The following is a 16,633-nucleotide window of genomic DNA, read 5'->3' on the forward strand; positions in this document are numbered from 1 at the left end:
ATGCTTATTCCCCTTTCGGCATCATGTTGTCCTTCTGCCCTGACGGCAGTTTAACCTTTACCTTCATGCCCGCTCCCGCTGAACTCTGCAATTGAAGTCCATATCCGAGTCCATACCGGAGCACCAGGCGCCGGTGGACATTAACAAGACCGTGACCCCCGGGAGAAGCGGGAATGATCCCTTCCTCCATGTTTCTTTCCTGCTGTTCAAGCTGTTTCCGGGTCATGCCCGGCCCGTTGTCAGTGACTTCAATGCAGATACTCGTGCCAAGGTTGAAACCGTTCACCTGAATAAACACATCTCCACGCCCCTTCTCCAGCCCGTGAATAATGGAGTTTTCTACAATAGGCTGCAAGGTAAGGCGGACGATGCTTACATCCAGCAGCCGCGGGCCCACAGCCAGCCGGTATGTGAGCCTGTCTTCAAATCGGATCTGCTGGATTTCCAAATACCCTTGAATATGCTCAAGCTCCTGCTGCAGTCTGACCTCACTGTTCCCGCCGTTCATGCTGTAACGCAACAATGCGCTCAAATGATTCGTCATCTGTACGACCTCCCTGTTATCCTGCAGCTCCGCGTACAGGCTGATGGAACCAAGCGTGTTGTACAGAAAATGCGGGTTAATCTGGCTCTGGAGCGCGGCAATCTCGGCATTCTTTTCTCTGATTTCCGTTTCATACAGCCTGTAGGTTAACGTCTCCAGCCTGGACACCATCACATTAAAGGTACGGCTGAGATGGCCAACCTCGTCCTCGGAGACGACTGGAATAGCTACGTCAAACTCTCCGCGCTCCACCTGCTGCATGGAGCTGCGCAGCAGGCGCAAAGGGCGTGTGATCCGCAGGGATATCAGCACGGAGACCAATGCGGCCAGACCCAGACAGAATAAACCAAGCCCTATCGTCTTGTTTTTCAAACCAATCGTATCTTTGAGCAGTACAGACAGCGGCACAGCCTGGATTACCGTCCAATCTGTAACCGGGGACGTATAATAGGTCAGCAGATCGGCATCTGCTCCTTGTCCTATAGTCAATGTGCCCTCTCCGCGATAGCTGCCTGCGTCCCACTCCCCTCTGGCTGAAGCCGAAGCGCCGCTGTAATAGATGTCTTGGCCCGTCTGGTCAACAATCCATAACAAGTTGCCTGCCTGGCGGGACAAATCCGTGATCCGTTGAGTCAGGGATGCAAGGGGCACATCGATCACAAAATAACCCAGCACCTCTCCATTCTCCAGGCTGGAAATTCTCCGGGTAACAGAAAATACTTCAAAGGTTGCCCCTGAATAAGAACGGAGCAAACGCGGACCCGTGAAATAGGCTTTTCCGCTTTGCACGTCACCAGGGAACACAGCTTGCTGCTGATCATCATTCGTGATAAACCGTCCGGGACTGTCCTCCAGTTCCCGATATGAAGGGCCGCGATAGCTGTACAACGTGATCCCTGCCACATCCACACGGCCGTTCGCCATCGTTTTGCGCATAAATCCGCTGACCCTCTGCTTCTCTTCATAGCTTAACGTTTGCCCCTGCTCTCTTCGCTGCTCAAGATAGGCCATAATTTCGGGAGACTGGTAGGGCGTCGCCGATAACAGGTTCAATTCATTCATATAGACATCTATATTAGCTGTCAGGCCCTGCACCACGTCTGCCTGATATTTGCCGACATTTCTCTGCATGGATTGTGAAAAATCGTTATAACCCATGATGGAGGTAATCGTCAAAGCCAGAGCAATTAAGAGGACGTTGGTGGCGATTAGCTTGGCGGCAAGCCTTTTGCCCATCAGTCGCCGTATCCATGCTCTTATTTTCATATCATTCACCCAGGATGCTGTCGATCAGCGGCTCCAGCCGCTGCAGCATGTCACCTGTCGTCTGTTTGCCATGCCAGATTTTCTCCAACTCGGCCACCAGCGCATCATTGATTTCTCCCTGCTTGGCATGGCTTGGAAAATAGCGGACAGCCTCTGCCGCACCAGCATAATCGGAACGGTAGGGTAGCACCTTAAAGGCTTCTGAATTCAATGCCTCCCGCGCAGCCGGAATATGGCCGGCCTGTGCCCATACTTGCCCTTGATCGGCCAGCCACTCCGCAAAATGGACCGCGGCCTCCATCTTGACCGAGTTTGTCTCGCTATGTGATGGAAAGGCCAGGGTATGTGCGTCCCCCCAGGTACCGGGCCTGTCATAGATTTGCGGCAGAGGCATGATGCCAAAATCCGGATCCTCCAGCTTTTCAAAGGAGCCGATGGACCATGTCCCTGACAATAATACTGCAGCCTTGCCGCTGATAAAGCGGCTGCCCGCGTCGGAAATATCCGGTGGAATCAGCTTACTTTCATACAGGGAGGCCACCATATTCAAGGATCTGGCCGCAGCCTCCATGTTGACCTGGGCTTTGCTCCCGTCCGGATTGTACAAGCCGCCCCCACCTTCAATCTGTGAATACAGCGACCACCATAACCAGAGCGAATCAATCCGTACGTCGGGAACGGCGAACGGAGCAACATCCTCAGGAATATGGTCCCGCAAAGTGGTCAGAAAGCGGATAAATCCCTCTTCGCCAGGCTCAATAACCACCGTTCCGTTTTGCAGCAGCCCGGCTTCTTTAAGCCATTTCTTGTTGTAGTATAGAACCGTAAAGTGGGTATCAAGAGGCACGGCATAATGCCGCCCCCCGCTGACGGTCCGCTCCACGATATCCGGGTTGTATTGATGCCAAAGGATTGCCTCTGCAGCCTGCGTTTCATCTATGGGCGTCAGAAATCCTGCCGGCACGTATTGAGCGAATTTGGAAGCATGTACGATGGCGACCTCAGGCCCTTCCTCAGTGACGATTGCCGTGGATAGTTTAGTGTAATAATCATCCGATTTGTTATTTTTCATGATAACTTTAACCTTGTCCTTATTTTCACGGTTGTAACGCTGGACGAGTCCGTTCATATAAGAGCTGTCCCCACCGCTGAACGGTGTCCAAAATTCAATCGCAACCGAATTCACAGACTGCTGCTCCCCATCCGTCTTCTCAGCAGCGGTATTCATGCATCCCGAGGTAACACATATACAAACGGATATCATCAAAAAAACCGCGATCCTTGCAAACCCTATACGACAGAAATGCATACGCTTACATCCTTTCCGGAACTGCTTCTCCTACCTCATACGCACTCTTAATGTACTCCCTCTTGTTTCTTCTGTAAATCCAATGCTGCTGTCAAAAACCATGCATCCAAAAAATTGTCTCCCATGTGCAAAAATATGACCTTTTTATCAAAATGCATTTAGGGTAGGTTTATTTTGTAAGCGCTTCATATTCTGAGTAAGGAGTGATGTTATGCGCAAGCGGAAAACAACGGGGTGGATTGGAGGAGTGCTGCTCATGATGCTGTTTAGTTGGGGAATGGCCGGACATGCAGGCGCGGCATCCGTGCAGCAGGATTTGTACAACGTGGTGATTCAGGACGGTGCCGACCCGTGGGTATACAAGCATACGGACGGAAACTACTATTTCACCAAAACGACCGGCAACAACGTCACCATCTGGAAATCTCGCACGTTGACCGGGCTGGATGCGGGTGAATCCGTAAGCATTACAACAGGGGGGCAAAGTATCTGGGCTCCTGAAATCCATTACCTGAACGGTGCCTGGTATATCTACTACGCCAAGGATGACGGGGACAACGCCAATCACCGCATGTATGTTCTGGAGAACACGTCCCAGGACCCGCTGCAGGGAACCTGGCAAGACCGTGGGCAAGTGACGGACAAGACCAATAAATGGGCGATTGACGGCACAGTCCTGCAGGTGGGCAACCAGCTTTATTTCATCTGGTCGGGATGGGAGGGCAATGTAAACGTCAGCCAAAAGCTATATATTGCGCGCATGAGCAATCCGTGGACGATCGTCTCGGACCGTGTGGAAATTTCAACTCCGGAGTACGCGTGGGAAACCAATCATAACCCGCACGTCAATGAAGGGCCACAGGTCGTGATTCGCGGCAATGTCATCAACCTGATTTACTCCGCCAGCGGCAGTTGGACCAATGATTATTGCCTTGGCCTGATCACGGCGGATATGAACGCCGATCTGCTGCAGAGCTCATCCTGGCATAAACGCAGCGAGCCTATTTTCAAATCAGCCAATGGAATCTACGGACCCGGACACGCTTCCTTCACGACCTCCCCGGACGGTACCGAGGACTGGATTGTTTACCATAACGCAAAAAATAACCAGTCAGGCTGGAACCGGGAAATCCGCATGCAGCCTTTCACCTGGAATGCCAACAATACGCCGAATCTGGGCAGCCCGCTGGCCCCGAACAGCAAAATCCCCGTTCCCTCCGGTGAGCCTGAACGCATTCGTATCGAAGGCGAAGAAGGACAATTTGGCGGCGCAGCCTACGCCTCCGGAAGTCCGAACGGCTCGGGCGGCATGAAGGCAGGCCATATTGACACGGCAGATAGCTATGTGGAGTACCGTATCGCCATTGCTTCTGCCGGCGAGTATATTTTATCTGCCCGTACCGCAAACGGGACAACGGATCTGGCCTGGTCTACTCTGCAGATCAGCGTGAACGGAGCGGAACCTGCTCCTTTTTATATTACCAATAAAGGCTGGGAAAACTGGGGAGTCTCCACCAAACGTGTTTACCTGCAGGCAGGAGAAAATGTAGTGCGGTTTACTAAAGGTAACGGATACGGGGAAATTGATCTGATTGATGTGTTTCCTGCCAACTGATATCCTCCATCAAATGACATGATTAGGGGCTGCCTTAAAAGGTCTGTTGACCTGGGCTGCCCCTGTGTGTGTATTATGAGACGCTCCGAGAACGAAGCATTCCTACAATCACTGTTGACCCTTCGGGCCAAAGGTGACCGCTCCGCTTTTCCGGAATTGCTTCGTTCTCTCCGCTGCTGCGTGCGTATCCCTACCTCAAAAATAACGAATCGGCCTGGGAGGCGATACGGAAGATCGTTCGTGAGGCGTCCTGAAACGGGGCGGCGTGCTCGTTTCCCTGACACAGCTTCCGAACGCGCAAAAGCCGAGATTGATTCCGTTTTCCCATTAAACGATGCCCCCGAATGCACACTTCACAAGCAATGTAAATTCGGGGGCATCGTTTGTATTCTCAAGCCCGTTTGTTTTTACGAATGGACATGGTGAAGAAAAGTAAAAGCGGCAGTGCGATTTGAAATATAGGCCAAACTCTGTCCAAAGCAATATGAAGACCGATCCAGAGAAACTCAGTAAATACTGGAGACAGAAAAGTCAGCGAATAGATGACCGTACCCACAACTACGATCCAAACCTTGTACTTGACTACAGTAATTCTGCTCATCCCTATAACGGCCCCTATATAAAAGGCCGCTGACTTTATCCCCAACCCCAGAAATAAAATCATAGCGAAAAGTGGATCGGCTCTTTCAATAATTTTGTCCACCTTCGTCAGTTGGGTGACTTGGAATAACGGATACGTAGTACTCGCGGCCAGATCAGGTCCCAGCACGAGGATACATATTTGATTGACTCCAATCAATAATATGGCAGTCAGCCAGTAAGTGAACATAATGCTTTTGTTGATTTTTTGGTTACGGGAAACCAGTCTGAAAAAAACCAGAAATAGAACGGTTTGTCCAAACGGAAAAGAAATAATTTCCGGAATCGCAGCTTCCCACACCGGCTTCCAACCATTTTCCAGAATAGGGAACATAAATTGGGGGTGGATAAGTCCGGTGAATGAAATAATTAAGAGCAGCATTACATAACCAATCGCTATCAAATAAAAAAGGACCGAAACAATCAGAAACCACGCTCTTGGACCTAAGTGAATACTATCGGCTATAACCAATAGGGCTAACAAAGTTACAATTGCTGTAGGGGTTCGGTTTAGCAATGTCAAAGTTGCCAAATCACCGATATCGCGCAAATTTCGGGAAGATTCATATGTAAAATAGAAAACAAAAGCAATCCCTATTACACTGCCAAGCCATTTTCCCATATATTTTTTGCAAAGTTCAAACAGATCATGTCCTGAATCCATACGAACGATTCCCAGGTGTAATAAGAGCAGCAGAAAACCGCCAACTGCTCCTATTAGCATGGCTAACCATGCATCCTGTTTCGCTTTGGACCCGAGCAAGAATAGCGTAGTGCTGCCAATCTCAAATGCTGCCAGTGTAAACGCAAGCTGGGACACTTCTGTGGTTACTTTGTTCATCCTGTTTGATTCCTCCGCTAGAGATGTTTTTGCAGCAGTCCCGGAAGACGAATTAATGCATGGGCCTGTACTTCGATATCCATTTTTTTAAACTCGGCCGGCCAATTGTGCTTCAAGCTTTTCCATCGCTCCGGAAATTTCCTGTGTATGATGTCACCAAAGCCTGCGGTGTCCACACCAAGTCTCTGGGTTCCTTTCCACCCCTCATCAATGATTTTTTCAACTTGTTTTTCAATCAGTCTTTCCAGTTTTTCAGTTTCGCCAGGTTTAGACAGATCCTGTTTACAAGCGCTTTCGACTAAACTCCCGTCAACCTTAACCTGCACCTGCATGGTGTAATGATATCCATTAAATCTCGGTACCAATTTAGTGTTGGAACTGTTGATCATGAAAGAAGCCTGCTGTGTTTTCTTTTGTTCATCCTTACATGGAAAGGAGATTTCTGTGCTTTGTATTTTGTCAGCAATCCACGAAAGACCGAGACTTTCCCTGCGATTAAGAACTCCGATAAAGCGTCCCTCCTCAAACACAGCCAATTCAGACAATGAGATTTGTAGTGGTGCTGAAGTTTTCTTGATGACATCCAGAGACTCTAACTCTTTTTGATTTTTTTCACTTTTTTCACCTTTCAAAGAAACTGCAGGCATACCGATTCCTTTTGCATCGGAATGTAAACTGAGCGCAAAATCATACACAGAGATGGAGGGGAAAATAGAAACCAACTCACTCTCTTTAGTAATGAGCTCGGCATAAGCAGCCCCCGCCAGCTTTTCTGGCGGAGCCAACTTCTTTAACATTTCAGAAGCATGACCATCCGTGAACAGCATCAGGACGGTCTCCCTTGCTTCGCTGTTTCGAAAATAATAATCAATAAGCTGACCCAGTCCCTTCTCGGCTGCCGTTTTTCCGATGAAAATCACCCTGTTATGGGCAACATAAATACGGCGGGAAGCCCCCAGGTTGCTTAGATTTAATGCCTGATGTATTGTTTTTGATTTTTCAGTGTGCACGTGTAAAGCTGCCTGAGTTGCACTCCCCACACCACCTGAACCACTTGCTATGGCGGACGGTACGATCGTTTGGTAGGAGACCTCCCATTGACCGTTTCGATAGTCCACCCCTGTAGCTGTAGTAACCCACAATTCGTTCAATTCCGTTCGGTTCCAGCAACCGGACAAAAGCATCGTCATAAATAGCAAAATTATAAATTTGCCTGTTTGCATTGCCTGTACTCCTCACTCCAAGGGATCACGCTCTTGCTTCATCGCTTGCTGTGCGAACGGTTTTTGTTGGACGGATTGCCGATGCTTGTTTTTGTCTCCGATGAGCTTGGGACGTGTTTTCATTTTCCACCATGGTGCACGAATAATCAGGTCTTTCCAGTTTGTTTTATTGAGCGGGACAAGCGTCATAAAATAAGGAACCCCTAACGATTGAATGGTGACAATGCGAAATAAAATAGGCACAAAGCCGATTAGAATTCCATACATGCCAAAGGAGCCTGCAAGGATCATAAGACCAAACCGGAGCAGCCTCACCGCACCGGCCATCGTAGTTGAAGGTATTACAAAATTAGAAATGGCAGTGAAAGACACGACAATAACCATAGCTGCAGACACCAATCCTGCTTGAACTGCGGCTTGACCAAGCACCAGCGCTCCAACGATGGAGATGGCGGGACCAACGGCTCGTGGCATGCGGATGCCTGCTTCACGTATGATCTCGAATGTCACCTCCATAACTAGAGCTTCTAATAACGCCGGGAGGGGGGTGCTTTCTCGTTGCGCAGCCAGTGAAATGAACAGTGTTGTCGGCAGCATCTCCTGTTGAAACGTAGTGGTGGCAATATACAGGGCTGGCAGCAGCAGAGTGGTCATGAACGACCCCAGCCGGATGATTCGCAAAAATGAGGAAAGATCAAATCGCTCATAGTAGTCCTCACTTGAAGTGAAAAATCTGAAAAATGTTGCCGGTGCCAGTAAAACAAAGGGAGTTCCATCCACCAATATGGCCACAATTCCTTCAAGCAATCCCCCGGCTACGGAATCCGGCCGTTCTGTATTGTAGATTGTCGGAAAAAAGCTTTGGCCTTGATCCTGAATAAACTCCTCGATATAACCACTTTCCAAAATACTGTCGGTCTCGATAGAGTTGAGTCGTCTCATGATTTCTTGTACGATTTCCGGATCGGCAATGCCCTGGATGTAGGAAACAGCTACCCTGGTTTGTGTATACTTGCCTATCTTGAGTGACTCAATGCACAAATCGGGTGATTTTATTTTTCGGCGCAGCATTGCAATATTGACGGCAATATCCTCCGTGAAGCCTTCTTTCGGCCCTCGGATCACCGTCTGGGAAGATGGTTCCTCAACAGCTCGCTTCGCCCCGCCAGATATAGCTGCAGCGAAGGCCCGGGTGGAATCGTCAACAATGATAATGGCTTCTCCTTCAAGAAGAGAGTTGATCATATCCTCCTCTGTATAAAGGGATTTCAGATTCCCTATCGGCAGTTGACTGCCTAACCGCGCTTCCAGATTGATGTGAGATATACCTTCACTTAATTGAAGCGACAAAGCTTCCATAAGTCTTATCAGTAATTGCTGATCGATCAGACCATCGATATAACTGACAGCAATGCCTGGTGACGAAGAGAGAGGAGCGTGTAATTGCCGAATGATAAAATCTGAATTTTTCCCCAACTTTTGCTTTAAGACAGATAGTGTCTCTTCAAGTGAAGGACTTAATATGTTGGAGTGGTGGTGGTTTTGATCTTCATTGGCATTCCGCACCTGATCGTTCTGAGTCATACAATAACGACTCCTTTTGATTACTTTCTAGATACCAAGTAAGTTGCTTCCTTTGTTTTACTTTTATACACTGGATGTTGCTTGCATTTCTGTACCGGTACAGATGACGCAAATAACGTTGGTCATTAGAAAGAATTCGATTTAATATGGTTACGAGCAAATGGAAAAGGGTCTGATGGACAAGATAAAAAGAGGGGGAAACCAACAATGCTGCAATATGAAGAAACCAAAGCGTATTTAAAAAGGCTGGGAATCGCAGATATAGAACCACCTACTCTTGCTTATCTGTGTAAATTGCATCAAGCGCATGTTGAGAACATGACCTGGCAAACCATCGATATTGTCTCAGGCAATCCGGTGCCGATCGATCTTCGTTCTTCCATACAGCTGATGATTAATGGAAGAAGCGGCTACTGCTTTCATTTGAACGGGGCTTTTGGCGAGCTGCTTCGGACACTCGGCTATAAGGTCTCCTGGCATAGAGCAGGCGTTCAACCGCTTGGTCAAGAGCCGAGGATCAATTCCTTTCACCTCGGTCTATCCGTAACATTATTAAATGAACAGCAAGAAGAGGAAATTTGGATTGCGGACGTGGGACTCGGGGACATGCCCTATGGGCCTCTTCCAATTCGCGCCGGTTCTTATGCGCAAGGTCCTTTTCAATATCAGGTCACTGCTTCTGTCATTGACCCGAACGGGTGGAGGATGGTTCACGATCCTATGGGCTCCTCTGCCGGTGTGGATTACGAGCGTGAAAGTCTCCAACGTGTTGATGAGTTTATTCCGAAGCATGAAATCTATAGCCAGTCACCTGAATCCCCGTGGATCCATTTATTTTTGGTTCGCAACAGGCACGCTGAGGGTAGCAATGAACTTAAAGGATGTATCTGGAAGAAACGGGAGGGTGATCGCATAGAGAAAACCGAAATATTAACGAAATCGATGTGGCTGGAGGTATTGGGAGATGTATTTCATGAGAAGCTGGTGAACTACAGCTCATTGGAGCGGGATGCATTGTGGAAACGGGTTTGGCATTTGCATGAGCAATGGAAAAGAGAACAAACAGCAGCCGATTAACTGGCTGCTGTTTGGACTGATATATGCGTATATGTTCAATCCGGTGTTTTTTTACAATTCCGCTTTATGTCTTTTATCGGACGCTTACTTCCCATAGTTTTTCGCCATAAACGGCTCAACCAGACTTGACGGGTGCAGCTTCCGGCCAAGGCCGAAAAACTCGCAAAAACTCATGATCAGCGGGTTCCACCGCTCGGGGTTGATATGGTTTCTCTCCCCCATGAGTAACTCCTCCTCGATATGAACTCGCTTGATTTTGACTTCCATCGCCACGATGGAGCTAGGGTCCTCGAAGGAGTGCATCTGCACCAGCTCCGCCTCGAGTTGCACCGGGCACTCCCCGGCGCGCGGCGCTTTCACGAGCTCCGAGGGAACCTGTGTAAATCCGGAAATGCCGAACTTATCCGGCTCATATTGGTAGCCCATCTCAGCCTTGTACGCAGGTATTGAATTGTCCCCTGTTTTCAGAGCAAGGCGGTCCACCCGATTGACCAAATCCACCGACGGCAGATTCAGCACACATTCGCGCTCGCGCTTGATATTTTGGACGGTTTTCGATTTGCCGCTCATCCCGAGCATGCACGACTGATTAAGCCACCAGGCGGATGACATCGGGGCCAAATTAGCCGAACCATCCTCATTCAAGGTGCTGATCAGGACTACAGGCGTACCAAAGTAGAGAATATTGGGTTCAATGGTTTTATGCATCCTCTTACTTCCCCCTATGCATTCGTGTAATAGGTATATGACAATGGGATATTCTATAGGGCTGCAGCGACCTGAGGAAATATCTCGACTTAAGTATACTATCGGTGGCAGGAGGCTGGAAGGTTTCCCAAATATAATCGCAAGATTACGAAAATCACCGGGCTGCGCTCTGTCCAACAAATGTATGAAGTATACCCATCCTCTATCAGAGCATCAAGGTTGCGGATTCCAGCACTTCCTTGCCGGGACGGCCTGCTACAGCATCACGTAGGCGCTTCATATCCGCTATCGGCGGAAGCCCGAACATTCTTGCATAGTCACGGCTGAAATGAGACGGGCTTTCATAGCCTACCTGAAAAGCAGTATCCGCTGCATCGGCGGACTCGGATAACAGCATACGGCGCGCTTCCTGCAGCCTGATTCTTTTCTGATATTGCAGAGGGCTCATGGCTGTGACTTCTTTAAAATGTCTGTGCAAGGATGAAGGACTCATATTGGCCAGTTCGGCCAGCTCTTCGATCCGCAGCGGCTGAGCATAACTCTCCTTGATGCGCTCAATAACCTCTTTGATCCGGTAGGCGCCACTTCCCTCCACCGCAATCTGCTTCAGCATATCCCCCTGCTGCCCCTTTAAGACCCTGTACAGTATTTCACGAATATACATCGGTGCTAAAGCTTGAATGTCCTCGGGTGTCTCTAGTAACCGGACAAGTCTTATCGCAGCATCAAGGAGGGAAGAGCTTGTTTGGCTGATAAACAGTCCACGCTTGGATTCGCCGGACTGAGCGGACCGCAGCTCGGACTCCTCCAGCAGCTCTACAATTTGACCAGGGTTAAAATCAAGCCTGAAGCACAGATAGGGCACATCGGAAGAAGCCTCAATAACCTGCCCCGATACAGGTAAATCGACCGAAACCACCAGATAGTCCGAAGGCCCGTATAGATATCTCTCCTCTGCCAGCATGACTTCTTTTCTTCCCTGGGCAATGATGCATAAAGCAGGTTCATGAACTCTGTAGATCGGCTCGGTGACCTGCGAGCTGCGTAGGCAGTACAAGGATGGTATATCCGTCGGGTGAACCCCTTCGCCGAATGAGAAGCGATCAATAAGTGCTGCTAGGTCCTTCTGTTTTTGTACAAGGCTTGTTGTTTCTGGCACGTCTTCCCCACCTTCCACGTCAGATCGGTTTACTACAATTATTATAACCTTTTTCCTAATTTTCGTTAGCAGCTTGAGAGGATTGAGCAATCTTTTGCCATGAATCTTCTATCGGCCAGATTTGCAATTGCTCCATAATATCCTTATCGGTTGCAAGCAATCAACAACATTATAAAGGAGAAGATTCACATGAAAAACAATGCTGGTAGTAAAATGAACATGGAAAATGCCAACACCTATGTTGGGATGTGGGTCACCGCGGACGGTTATATCCGTCATGAGCTCCTGCCGAATGGCCGCTATGACGAGGCACGGGGCAACAGAACAAGCGCTTATAGAGGCAGCTATACAATTACAGGAAACCATATCGATTATGTGGATGATACAGGCTTCACTGCGGACGGCGACTTTCGGGACGGTATTCTCTATCATGCCGGTATGATTCTGTATCGGGAGAAGGATGGGAACAGCTTGGTACGTTGAAAAGCCCCAAGATTCTCTCTGCCCATTTGGTTTCCATTCTGCAGATGACGGGGCAATTTACAATCTATGCGTATATTACGCCTTATCTGCAAACAACAATGGGCTTATCCGCGCCGATTATCAGTCTTGTGCTGTTGGTTTACGGTCTCGCCTGAATATAATAGAATAAGACCGCCTCCTCCATTCCAACATGGTGAGGGCGGTCTTTGTTTTAAACTTCTTATTGATCTGACAGCTCGCTTTCGGTCACCCATTGATGATTGGTTACCTTTTCTCCTCCCGTAGCGGGGACGTAATCAACCATATACACTGTCGTGGGCTCGGCGGATTCAATGGTGGCGACCGCTCCTTTCATCCCTTCCATATGGTCAGCCGTGATGGTGACCTCCGCTCCCGGCTCATATGGAGCATCACTGGCATTTTCAATCTCTTCATGAATAATCCATTTGTGATTGGTTACCCTCTCCCCGCCTGTGGTTGGAGTATAAGCTATGGTATAGGCTATTGTATCATATGCCCCTACGATGGTTGCTTCGGCACCGTTCATGCCTGGCATATGGTCGGCGTTAATCACGGCCTGACTCCCTACTGCAAATCGCGGGTTTTGCGCCTCTTTGAGCCCCTCCGGAACTTCGCCGCTGCCGGAGTGGTCCATTTCCATGCCTGCATGATTCATTTCTCCTTGCGGGGAGGCATTGTCAGTAGATCTGTCTCCGCATGCGCTTAACCCAATCATGAAGACGATAAGCAGTATCGTTATCATTTTTTTCTGATTCATGTGCACGAAACATCTCTCCTTCATCAAATTATGTTTTACGCTTATTAAAATTTTAAACATAACTTGTGAAGAGATTGTGAAGATCTAAGTGTATTATTGCTGTGTGGATTTGTTTTTCCATATTATCCAGGAGGATTCCAACTCTATATCCAGATGGATTTTTTTCTGCTGGTCATCTTTTATTATGATTTTGCTTTCAAATTGCACCAGGGATTTATTCAACAGTTCAAGGTGTACAAAAGAACCCTGTTCGGAATTCTCAGATATATAGCGTATCCGATCCGGGACTGAGCATGCTATCCATTTCAAAAGCATTCATGCACCTCAATCCTATGGGACAAGCAATAATTCTTCTCTTGCAGAAATAAGCCATGGATGTACCAGTTTAAGCTGGTCGCGTTGTTCCCAAACATGATTTAAATAGATCAGTATTCCCTCAATCAGTTTCCGATCATTTACCTTGTCTCTAATATCGAGTAAATACGAATGTTCACCCGGGAGCTCCCAGGAGATCTTATCTGAGATGAACAGCACTTTATCCAGCATGCCTGATTGAGGCTTTAGCGTTGTATGGCATTCGATCGCCTCTAATACTTCACGGTCCCGGATATTAAAGATTTCCGCAGCCATAGCCTTAGATAGCTTCTGATGAATAATTTGCGGATATAGATGCTCCTCCTCCAGAATATCTAGGGATAACTCTTCTGCGACATGCATCATATCGCTTACCGGAACTACATTACTAATATCATGTAATAGTCCTGCTTGTTTAGCCTTGCCTGGATGCAACCCATACAGCTTTGCCACCCGTTCCGCTTCATTCGCAACCTTGAGTGTATGATCTAGAGTTTCGATGTCATCGTGCACTAAAAAGAAAGACTTGATATCAGTTTCCAGGTCTTCGGATATTTTCAGACCTTGTACATATGGTTCTAAAACTGAATTCATGCACCTATCCCCTTTACCGTGGTTTCCGATGCAGCAAGCGGTTAAGCAGTCCTCTGCTTAGAAGTATCCGGAAGCCAACATTTTTTCTTTCGAAATCCGGGCTAACGACAGCACAATGTCCTGCGCCGAGGAATAATCCCTGCGTTGCAAATCAGGTCAAGAAACATCTTTCCGTTGAGCTCTTTAACCAAAATCCCACGATTCTTAAGTGAAGTGACATAACCTTCCGATTCCAGACGGGACTTTCCTGCCTGCATTGCCTTTTTCACTCATCTTAACAGCGACCCCATAAAGCTTGCAACCACTCCAAATCAGACACGGAAGCAGCCGCACCATGCACTTCTTGCAGCGATCGAATCTCTGCAGGTAGCCATTCTCAATCGATTGAGGAAATCGATAAAGGGGTGCTCGAAGCGATGCGGGCCACAGGTGCAAGCTAGCTGCAAATTGTGATGCAGGGCATTTTGCCGACGGTGAAGGCAGCCTTTATCGAGGCCGCGCTGGATGCCATTGATGAGGTGTACGGTTCCCTGGATCAATACCTTCATGATGGGCTCGGCATCACAGCGGATGAAATAACGCGATTGCAAAGTAAATACCTGGTATAGTGAAAGAGACGATAGAAAAAGAGCAGGGTACCAACCGTAACGGTTGTGAGATACCCTGCTCTCTGTTTTTAGTTCAATCAGCAAAAATGTGTTTACCGATTTTCACGTTTTGCGGACGCGTCCAAATCCACTTGCTTGTAGCTGTGTCCGGATTGAAATAATACAATGAGCCGCCGCTCGGGTCCCAGCCGCGCACCGCGTCCGATGCAGCCAAATAAGCGGTACGGTTCGGGACAAGCCAGTATTGTCCGTCAGCCACTGCCGTAAAGGCGCCGGGCTGAAATACGATCTCTTCAATCGAGTCAGGAAATAACGGGGATTGAATGCGGTTCATGACCACCGCGCCAACCGCAACCTGCCCTTCGTACGGTTCACCACGTGCTTCACTGTATATAATTTTAGCCATCATGTCCATTTCGTATCTATTCAGACTGTTTCTTTTTAGCTGCCTCCAGGTCTGCTCACCTGCGACTCCATCAGGTGTGATCCCGTAGTCCCGCTGAAATTTGCGGACAGCATTCAACGTGTGGCTGCCATAGCTGCCGTCCAAATCCACAGTATAATAACCGAGCGTCTTTAAGCGATACTGAAGATCCCAGACATCTCCGTTTGCACTACCGGCTTTCAGCACCGGAGCGGCCTCTGCCGCACCGGGTACCCAAGAAAACACCAATGCGCACACGGTAATCAAAAGCAACAACGATTTTTTAAAGAAAAGCATAACTCCCTCCTTTCGTCGCATTATAAATTCCCTATCATGTAAGGACAACCGTTATTAACTGGAAATGCATAATACTTTATAAACAAAAATGTTGACTAAGCTCTGAATGTGGCTTAGCATTCTAAGTGATGCTTATTTATCTAGCATTTACTTTAGCAACGACCAGACTAGCAAGGAGAGTACAGAATGGAAAATAGTAATTCTTACAGAATTCTGCTTTATTATAAATATGTAACGATTCCCGAGCATGAGACCTTCGCCAAGGAGCATCTTGAATACTGCACGCAGCTTGGAATTAAAGGAAGAATTTTAGTTGCTGAAGAAGGCATCAACGGAACGTTGTCCGGAACGATTGAGCAAACAGAGGCTTACATGCATTACATGCAGCAGCATCCGCTGTTTTCGGATATGATTTTTAAAATCGACGAAGCCGGGCAGCATGCCTTCAAAAAACTCTTTGTACGCCCTAAGCAGGAATTGGTGACCTTAAAATATGACACCCCGCTAGATCCTAACGTAACCAGCGGTAAACGGCTATCACCTCAAGAGTTTTATGAGCAACTCCAAAATGAAGATATCATTGTCCTGGACGGAAGAAATAATTACGAGTATGATCTCGGTCATTTTCGGAATGCCATACGGCCTGATGTTGAATCCTTCCGTGAATTCCCTGAATGGATTCGCACCCATTTACAGGACGCCAAGGACAAGCCTATTCTCACTTACTGCACAGGTGGTATTCGATGCGAGAAGTTAACCGGTGTCCTGATCAATGAAGGATTCACCAATGTCGCGCAACTGGACGGAGGCATTGTGACTTACGGTAAAGATCCAGAGGTACAAGGCCGTTTATTTGATGGTAAAATGTACGTTTTTGACGAGCGTATTTCCGTACGGGTCAACCAGACGGATGAAGATATCACGATTGGTAAATGTCATCACTGTGGCAGCCCGACTGATCGTTATATCAATTGTGCAGATGATACGTGCCACGCTCAGCATCTGTGCTGTGATGATTGTCTTGAGGCTCATGGAGGCTATTGCTCAGAGGATTGCAGAATTAACGATACTAAATCACAGGCATTGTAAAAGGATCGCTGGAGAAGTTCATACTCTCCGTTCGCAAATAA

The 16,633-nt window shown here is 48.0% G+C and carries 16 protein-coding genes; 6 read left to right on the forward strand and 10 right to left on the reverse strand.

Annotation, left to right across the window (positions count from 1 at the left end; translation table 11 throughout):
• Window positions 1-4 precede the first annotated feature (4 nt).
• Both OIN60_RS15700 and OIN60_RS15705 read right to left on the reverse strand, forming a co-directional pair.
• A complete protein-coding gene (locus OIN60_RS15700) occupies window positions 5-1,810 on the reverse strand; it encodes a cache domain-containing sensor histidine kinase (RefSeq protein ID WP_305755825.1) in 1,806 nt (601 codons plus the stop codon).
• Between the two features lies 1 nt (window position 1,811).
• Entirely contained in the window at window positions 1,812-3,038 is a 1,227-nt protein-coding gene (locus OIN60_RS15705; RefSeq protein WP_305755826.1) for an extracellular solute-binding protein, read from the reverse strand.
• 292 nt (window positions 3,039-3,330) lie between these two features.
• Here OIN60_RS15705 and OIN60_RS15710 point away from each other — a divergent pair, with 292 nt between their 5' ends.
• Window positions 3,331-4,734, forward strand: a complete 1,404-nt coding sequence (locus OIN60_RS15710; protein WP_370872508.1) for a family 43 glycosylhydrolase — start codon at window positions 3,331-3,333, stop codon at window positions 4,732-4,734.
• A gap of 391 nt (window positions 4,735-5,125) precedes the next feature.
• Here the strand turns inward: OIN60_RS15710 and OIN60_RS15715 are convergent, their stop codons facing one another.
• The 3 genes from OIN60_RS15715 to OIN60_RS15725 are packed head-to-tail and all read right to left on the reverse strand — an operon-like array spanning window position 5,126 to window position 9,021.
• Window positions 5,126-6,214: a GerAB/ArcD/ProY family transporter gene (locus tag OIN60_RS15715; RefSeq protein ID WP_305755827.1), complete on the reverse strand. Its 1,089-nt coding sequence runs from the start codon at window positions 6,212-6,214 to the stop codon at window positions 5,126-5,128.
• A gap of 17 nt (window positions 6,215-6,231) precedes the next feature.
• On the reverse strand, window positions 6,232-7,437 hold the full coding sequence (locus tag OIN60_RS15720; protein ID WP_305755828.1) for a Ger(x)C family spore germination protein: 1,206 nt from the start codon (window positions 7,435-7,437) through the stop codon (window positions 6,232-6,234).
• A gap of 12 nt (window positions 7,438-7,449) precedes the next feature.
• The gene (locus OIN60_RS15725) at window positions 7,450-9,021 is read right to left on the reverse strand and encodes a spore germination protein (protein ID WP_305755829.1); all 1,572 of its coding nucleotides are present in this window, start codon (window positions 9,019-9,021) and stop codon (window positions 7,450-7,452) included.
• 207 nt (window positions 9,022-9,228) lie between these two features.
• Between OIN60_RS15725 and OIN60_RS15730 the strand changes: the two genes are divergently transcribed.
• A complete protein-coding gene (locus OIN60_RS15730) occupies window positions 9,229-10,098 on the forward strand; it encodes an arylamine N-acetyltransferase family protein (protein ID WP_305755830.1) in 870 nt (289 codons plus the stop codon).
• Window positions 10,099-10,182: 84 nt separating this feature from the next.
• Here OIN60_RS15730 and OIN60_RS15735 read toward each other — a convergent pair whose 3' ends face one another.
• Both OIN60_RS15735 and OIN60_RS15740 read right to left on the reverse strand, forming a co-directional pair.
• The gene (locus OIN60_RS15735) at window positions 10,183-10,806 is read right to left on the reverse strand and encodes a flavin reductase family protein (RefSeq protein ID WP_305755831.1); all 624 of its coding nucleotides are present in this window, start codon (window positions 10,804-10,806) and stop codon (window positions 10,183-10,185) included.
• Window positions 10,807-11,011: 205 nt separating this feature from the next.
• Window positions 11,012-11,965 carry an AraC family transcriptional regulator gene (locus tag OIN60_RS15740; RefSeq protein ID WP_305755832.1) on the reverse strand — a complete coding sequence of 318 codons (954 nt, stop codon included), beginning with the start codon at window positions 11,963-11,965 and terminating at the stop codon, window positions 11,012-11,014.
• 189 nt (window positions 11,966-12,154) lie between these two features.
• Between OIN60_RS15740 and OIN60_RS15745 the strand changes: the two genes are divergently transcribed.
• Window positions 12,155-12,448 carry an Atu4866 domain-containing protein gene (locus tag OIN60_RS15745; protein ID WP_370872509.1) on the forward strand — a complete coding sequence of 98 codons (294 nt, stop codon included), beginning with the start codon at window positions 12,155-12,157 and terminating at the stop codon, window positions 12,446-12,448.
• Window positions 12,445-12,603, forward strand: coding sequence for a hypothetical protein (locus OIN60_RS15750; protein ID WP_305755833.1), 159 nt, complete (start codon window positions 12,445-12,447; stop codon window positions 12,601-12,603). Before OIN60_RS15745 ends, OIN60_RS15750 begins: the two co-directional genes overlap by 4 nt.
• A 65-nt stretch (window positions 12,604-12,668) precedes the next feature.
• Here the strand turns inward: OIN60_RS15750 and OIN60_RS15755 are convergent, their stop codons facing one another.
• Both OIN60_RS15755 and yqeK read right to left on the reverse strand, forming a co-directional pair.
• Window positions 12,669-13,226 (reverse strand): YdhK family protein, encoded by a 558-nt coding sequence (locus OIN60_RS15755; RefSeq protein ID WP_305755834.1) that lies wholly within the window; start codon window positions 13,224-13,226, stop codon window positions 12,669-12,671.
• 330 nt (window positions 13,227-13,556) lie between these two features.
• Window positions 13,557-14,174: a bis(5'-nucleosyl)-tetraphosphatase (symmetrical) YqeK gene (gene yqeK / locus OIN60_RS15760; protein WP_305755835.1), complete on the reverse strand. Its 618-nt coding sequence runs from the start codon at window positions 14,172-14,174 to the stop codon at window positions 13,557-13,559.
• 452 nt (window positions 14,175-14,626) lie between these two features.
• Between yqeK and OIN60_RS15765 the strand changes: the two genes are divergently transcribed.
• On the forward strand, window positions 14,627-14,782 hold the full coding sequence (locus OIN60_RS15765) for a tyrosine-protein phosphatase (protein WP_305755836.1): 156 nt from the start codon (window positions 14,627-14,629) through the stop codon (window positions 14,780-14,782).
• Between the two features lie 73 nt (window positions 14,783-14,855).
• Here OIN60_RS15765 and sleB read toward each other — a convergent pair whose 3' ends face one another.
• Window positions 14,856-15,503 carry a spore cortex-lytic enzyme gene (gene sleB, locus OIN60_RS15770; RefSeq protein WP_305755837.1) on the reverse strand — a complete coding sequence of 216 codons (648 nt, stop codon included), beginning with the start codon at window positions 15,501-15,503 and terminating at the stop codon, window positions 14,856-14,858.
• 186 nt (window positions 15,504-15,689) lie between these two features.
• On the opposite strand from sleB, the gene trhO reads away from it, so the two are divergent.
• Window positions 15,690-16,592, forward strand: a complete 903-nt coding sequence (gene trhO / locus OIN60_RS15775) for an oxygen-dependent tRNA uridine(34) hydroxylase TrhO (protein WP_305755838.1) — start codon at window positions 15,690-15,692, stop codon at window positions 16,590-16,592.
• Window positions 16,593-16,633 lie beyond the last annotated feature (41 nt).

The organism is Paenibacillus zeirhizosphaerae (assembly GCF_030705605.1).
In the GTDB taxonomy this organism is placed as follows: domain Bacteria; phylum Bacillota; class Bacilli; order Paenibacillales; family Paenibacillaceae; genus Paenibacillus; species Paenibacillus zeirhizosphaerae.

Excerpts from the sequence above, each read along its gene's own strand:
- OIN60_RS15700 (WP_305755825.1), bottom strand. The coding sequence starts at position 1,810 with ATGAAAATAAGAGCATGGATACGGCGACTGATGGGCAAAAGGCTTGCC.
- OIN60_RS15705 (WP_305755826.1), bottom strand. The coding sequence starts at position 3,038 with ATGAATACCGCTGCTGAGAAGACGGATGGGGAGCAGCAGTCTGTGAAT.
- OIN60_RS15710 (WP_370872508.1), top strand. The coding sequence starts at position 3,331 with ATGCGCAAGCGGAAAACAACGGGGTGGATTGGAGGAGTGCTGCTCATG.
- OIN60_RS15715 (WP_305755827.1), bottom strand. The coding sequence starts at position 6,214 with ATGAACAAAGTAACCACAGAAGTGTCCCAGCTTGCGTTTACACTGGCA.
- OIN60_RS15720 (WP_305755828.1), bottom strand. The coding sequence starts at position 7,437 with ATGCAAACAGGCAAATTTATAATTTTGCTATTTATGACGATGCTTTTG.
- OIN60_RS15725 (WP_305755829.1), bottom strand. The coding sequence starts at position 9,021 with ATGACTCAGAACGATCAGGTGCGGAATGCCAATGAAGATCAAAACCAC.
- OIN60_RS15730 (WP_305755830.1), top strand. The coding sequence starts at position 9,229 with ATGCTGCAATATGAAGAAACCAAAGCGTATTTAAAAAGGCTGGGAATC.
- OIN60_RS15735 (WP_305755831.1), bottom strand. The coding sequence starts at position 10,806 with ATGCATAAAACCATTGAACCCAATATTCTCTACTTTGGTACGCCTGTA.
- OIN60_RS15745 (WP_370872509.1), top strand. The coding sequence starts at position 12,155 with ATGAAAAACAATGCTGGTAGTAAAATGAACATGGAAAATGCCAACACC.
- OIN60_RS15755 (WP_305755834.1), bottom strand. The coding sequence starts at position 13,226 with ATGAATCAGAAAAAAATGATAACGATACTGCTTATCGTCTTCATGATT.
- yqeK (WP_305755835.1), bottom strand. The coding sequence starts at position 14,174 with ATGAATTCAGTTTTAGAACCATATGTACAAGGTCTGAAAATATCCGAA.
- OIN60_RS15765 (WP_305755836.1), top strand. The coding sequence starts at position 14,627 with ATGCAGGGCATTTTGCCGACGGTGAAGGCAGCCTTTATCGAGGCCGCG.
- sleB (WP_305755837.1), bottom strand. The coding sequence starts at position 15,503 with ATGCTTTTCTTTAAAAAATCGTTGTTGCTTTTGATTACCGTGTGCGCA.
- trhO (WP_305755838.1), top strand. The coding sequence starts at position 15,690 with ATGGAAAATAGTAATTCTTACAGAATTCTGCTTTATTATAAATATGTA.